This is a genomic window from Candidatus Cyanaurora vandensis, from assembly GCF_013285555.1.
GTDB lineage: Bacteria > Cyanobacteriota > Cyanobacteriia > Gloeobacterales > Anthocerotibacteraceae > Cyanaurora > Cyanaurora vandensis.
Genome location: NZ_JAAXLT010000072.1, coordinates 1 through 3,825, shown reverse-complemented (window position 1 = coordinate 3,825; position 3,825 = coordinate 1). Strand labels below are relative to the sequence as shown.

Sequence of the window (3,825 nt, the reverse complement as noted above, 5' to 3'; positions counted from 1 at the left end):
TGGTCTGTTGCTGGGGGCGGGGCGGGGGCGGCGTATACAAGTAGGAGCGCACGAGGCCCCGTTGTTCGAGTTCCCGTAGTCCTTGCTCTAAGCGGGGGACGTGTTTACGCAGTTCACGCCAAGCCACATCCCGTTGCTGATAACGGCTGAGATGGGTCCAGAGGGTCTGAGCGGCAGGCGGGAGTAAGGTGGGTTCACCCGTCAGCCGTTCGACCCGGCGTTGGGCACGGCTGAGTAAGCCCGGCGGGAGGGCACATTGGACTACCTGCCAAAGCGTGGCGTGATAATAGTGAGCCACCCGCGCCAACAATTGCCAATAAGCGGACGGCAAAAAACCCCGATGCAGAATACTCTCGACGGCTTTGAGGGGAGTGTCCAGGACGGGTGCATCCTCTAGGACACAGACGACGATCCCCCCCAGACTCCGCCCCGCAAACGGTACCCAGACTCCATCTCCCGGCTGGACTTCCCCGGTCCAGGTATAGGTAAAGAGACGGTCTGTCGTCGGGCAGTCCACCAACACTTGCACAAAAACCACAGTCAAGTCCTAGGGTCAATCTTCCAGTAATACCCTAGATTTAGCGGGACTGACTCCTCTCATCGCAGGTAATCCAATGCAACGAAGGTTTCTGTTTTACTATGAACTACCCCGCATTTTCTGTTCAATAGCTCTAAGCGTGTCTTGAATCTTACGCTCCTGAAATTCTGGATCAACATCTTGAATGTATTCTACTGCCGAAAAGCCGTCTCCCCGCTTGCGATTTTGCGGCGGTTCAAGCGACTCGATCAGTAGTGCCTCTAGCGTACCAATCATCGCTGCAAGATTTATAGCGACAGAAGCCTTATCCAGACCACCTTCCGATGTAACGTCGAGCAGACCGAACCAAGAAAATCGATTCCAGCGACTACTAAGTCGGTCAATTGTGTGTTCACATAGTCGCTTTCCGAGCGGTCGATCAATTGACCTACCTACATATACAACCGTGTGTTGGTCGTAAAGTATATAGATTCCCTTCTGCTTGCCAAAATCAATAGCCATTGCCATTGCCTGTTGCTTACCGTACATCTTCGGTTCATTACGCCAAACCACTAAATCTCGCTGCCAGTACATTCCAAACGCTCGAATGATTGAGTCTGAATTTTCAACGTCTTTCTCGGTGACTGGAGGCAGTGTCGTCACTGGCACAGTTGGAGTGGTAGTGGTTACCGATGATGCCGTTTCCTTTAGCCCGAACACACCGCGCCCTACCTTGATGAAGGGCGACTTATCGCCTTCGTACTTTATGGACCCGTTTATCTGTGCATTCACTGTTGAATGAGGTGTTGCGCCATCAGTCTGATAGTAGCCCTGTGTAAGTATTCGTTCTGAAATTTCGGCGTACTCAAGAGGTATCCGTGCTTCTTGCAACACACGGACAATTGCATCACGCCAAGTTCGTTCCACGTAGAGGCCTCCTGAAATCTAACGTTAAAGGTGAGCCACGTCTGCTGTAGGCATTGGCTCTAGTGCCTAGTTAACCCTTATTTCCAATACTCTCATACTGCTTTTTAAATAACGGGAGAACTGCCCGGAAATTTTCAATGAGGTCTTGTGCGATGAAACTGGCTTTGGAAACCGAACCGCGTAGACACCTCAGCGGTCTGCTTCAGGCGGCCTTATCACTTCAAACTCAGGATGTTCGATGGGCCAAACCACGCCAGCGCGAGTACCATCAGGCGCAATGACAAAGCCATCACCTTCTTCTTCTTGCTCTAACCCTTCAAAAGCAGTGATGGCTCCATAAACCAACCGTCTGTTTGCGACTCTTCGATGATGGGGAACCCACAATACACAGGTGCGCCAGAGGGCCGTGCAAGAAACGCTGGTAAGTCAGCATCTGCGGACTTCGCGTTTGGATCAAGAATCAGGGGGTGTCCTTCCATGTTCTTTGGTTAACCAGTGAATACAAAGGCTTTGAATATAGCAGACTTGCCCCTCCTAGAAGATAGTTCTACGACTTAGAGAGAACTGCGATGGGAGGTATCCCTGCGGAATTGTTATGGTAAGTTCATGTATTCATTGCCATCAGATCGGTTCCTCTGCCCCTCGTGCCCGGTTTCTCGCTTGGGTCGGCTGGCAGCCATGCCCTTGATGGAGGTCTTGGCATGTAGTCTCTGTCGGCACATTGTTGAGGTAGACCCTGAGCGTCAGATGGTGGGGATGGTGGGCAGTGCCCCGCCCTTGGTTAATCAGGGGATCAAGATAGACTTTAATTGGGAAATTAGCGCGGCCTAGGGCCTGGATTTCCTGTTCCCCAGGCTCTAGGGCGTACTGATAGACCTTGAGCATCGGGGAGTTAACAGATTGGACGTAGGCCAGGACGGGGGTTGTTAGGATTAGCGCGGTAGCTACAGCAACCAGTTTGTAAAGATTGAGCATGACTTTACTTAGCAGACCTTCCGGATTTTACGCTACTTCACTCCCAGGAGCTAGCCGTATTTACCGTTAAAGATGACGATAAATATAGGGGACACTCTTCACCCCGAAGACCTGTTGGTCTTGACTGTCATAGAACCGTTCGGCAATTTCAATCTGGCCCTGACCAATCTGCTCATGGACCGTGATATATGCCGAACCATTCAAACAGGTACTACACTGACGCGGTGGCAGTTCACCCGCGAATATATCCGTCTCAGGGTTCCAGTAATAGGTCACATTACAACAGTCATCTGTGGTCAAGTCAGCAGCAGAGACGACTTGTTGTTGAAGCGTGAGTAAGGGTTGGATGAGCAGTAAATCGCTCTGGGCCTGGGGTAGCAGATGCATTCTGAGTTTGGTCGCCTGCGGGGAGAGCGCGACGAGTTCGAGGACCCGCAATCGCTTCATGTGAATCTGGTTGATATGGATCTCTTGGCGGAAATAAAAAACGAGGGGACTCAAGTTATGCAAAGCGGGCGCGGGCAAGATATCCAAGCGGACGAGGGCATGGACATCGGAAACCGAGTTGAGCGAGTTGCGCTGGGTATCCTGACCATCGAACTGTTTAAATTGTTCTTCATTGGAGAAGCTCCCCGCGAGGTAGTGAGCCAATTGCTTAGCAGTAGTAAAAGCTTCTGTGTCCATCCCAGTCCGCGTGTGGTGCTTCCTCAGTGTACGGCAAGCGGCGGCCCCCTCCCACACATCAAACCGGGAAGCACCGCCCATGCCCAGTCTAGAAGCCCTCTTCTGCCCTGGCGATGACTTCTGCCCAACCTTTACGCCGTCCCGACAGCCTGAAGCACCACAATCGCGCGCGCTGGGCCTCAGCGAGATGATGACCATTGTGATTGCCTTCCATCAATCCGCCTACCGCCACTTCAAAGCTTTTTATACCCAGCCGGTTTGTCAATCTTGGCGCACAGCCTTTCCCGGTCTGGTCAGTTACTCCCGGTTTATTGAGTGGCTATCTGCCTCTCTGCAACTGCTCAGTGCAGAATTGCCCTTGCCAAAAAACAGTTATAAGCATTAAAGTTTCACCCAGCTTTTCGTTTGTTTCTCCTGGTACACCTATTTTAAAGGTTTGTAGATCCGCAAGTGCTGTAATCATTAATAAACGTGTTGTAATTAGTGAAGAACCATATGCTTGTTCTGATTTTTTCTCTGATTTCCTGAGATTGATTTATCTAAGTTGAGCTAAGTAGATTTTCCAAAATGTATTCCTTTTTGTCTTAAAGATTCTACGTCTTCAAGGTTTTTCTGGTCCAAATTTATCCCCTCTAGCCACATTTTTGGACAAATAGGACTAAGCTGACACGCATCTAACTTGCATTTATAGAATTACCTTTATTTTTAATCCTGCGACCCCA

Annotated in this window: 5 protein-coding genes and 1 pseudogene; 1 reads left to right on the top strand and 5 read right to left on the bottom strand. The window is 50.4% G+C overall.

Going from position 1 to position 3,825, the window contains the following annotated elements:
- The 5 genes and pseudogenes from HFM78_RS04585 to HFM78_RS04565 form a co-directional block, all read right to left on the bottom strand.
- A pseudogene (locus HFM78_RS04585) lies at positions 1–538 on the bottom strand (primosomal protein N'); the annotation flags it as partial.
- A gap of 99 nt (positions 539–637) precedes the next feature.
- The gene (locus tag HFM78_RS04580; protein WP_287128244.1) at positions 638–1,444 is read right to left on the bottom strand and encodes an HTH domain-containing protein; all 807 of its coding nucleotides are present in this window, start codon (positions 1,442–1,444) and stop codon (positions 638–640) included.
- A 189-nt stretch (positions 1,445–1,633) separates the two neighbouring features.
- The gene (locus tag HFM78_RS04575) at positions 1,634–1,789 is read right to left on the bottom strand and encodes a hypothetical protein (RefSeq protein WP_287128243.1); all 156 of its coding nucleotides are present in this window, start codon (positions 1,787–1,789) and stop codon (positions 1,634–1,636) included.
- A gap of 276 nt (positions 1,790–2,065) precedes the next feature.
- Positions 2,066–2,419, bottom strand: coding sequence for a hypothetical protein (locus HFM78_RS04570; protein WP_287128242.1), 354 nt, complete (start codon positions 2,417–2,419; stop codon positions 2,066–2,068).
- A 66-nt stretch (positions 2,420–2,485) separates the two neighbouring features.
- On the bottom strand, positions 2,486–3,103 hold the full coding sequence (locus HFM78_RS04565; protein ID WP_287128241.1) for a CpcT/CpeT family chromophore lyase: 618 nt from the start codon (positions 3,101–3,103) through the stop codon (positions 2,486–2,488).
- Positions 3,104–3,182: 79 nt separating this feature from the next.
- Between HFM78_RS04565 and HFM78_RS16010 the strand changes: the two genes are divergently transcribed.
- Complete coding sequence (locus HFM78_RS16010) at positions 3,183–3,488, top strand: hypothetical protein (RefSeq protein ID WP_396033433.1); 306 nt, start codon at positions 3,183–3,185, stop codon at positions 3,486–3,488.
- Positions 3,489–3,825 lie beyond the last annotated feature (337 nt).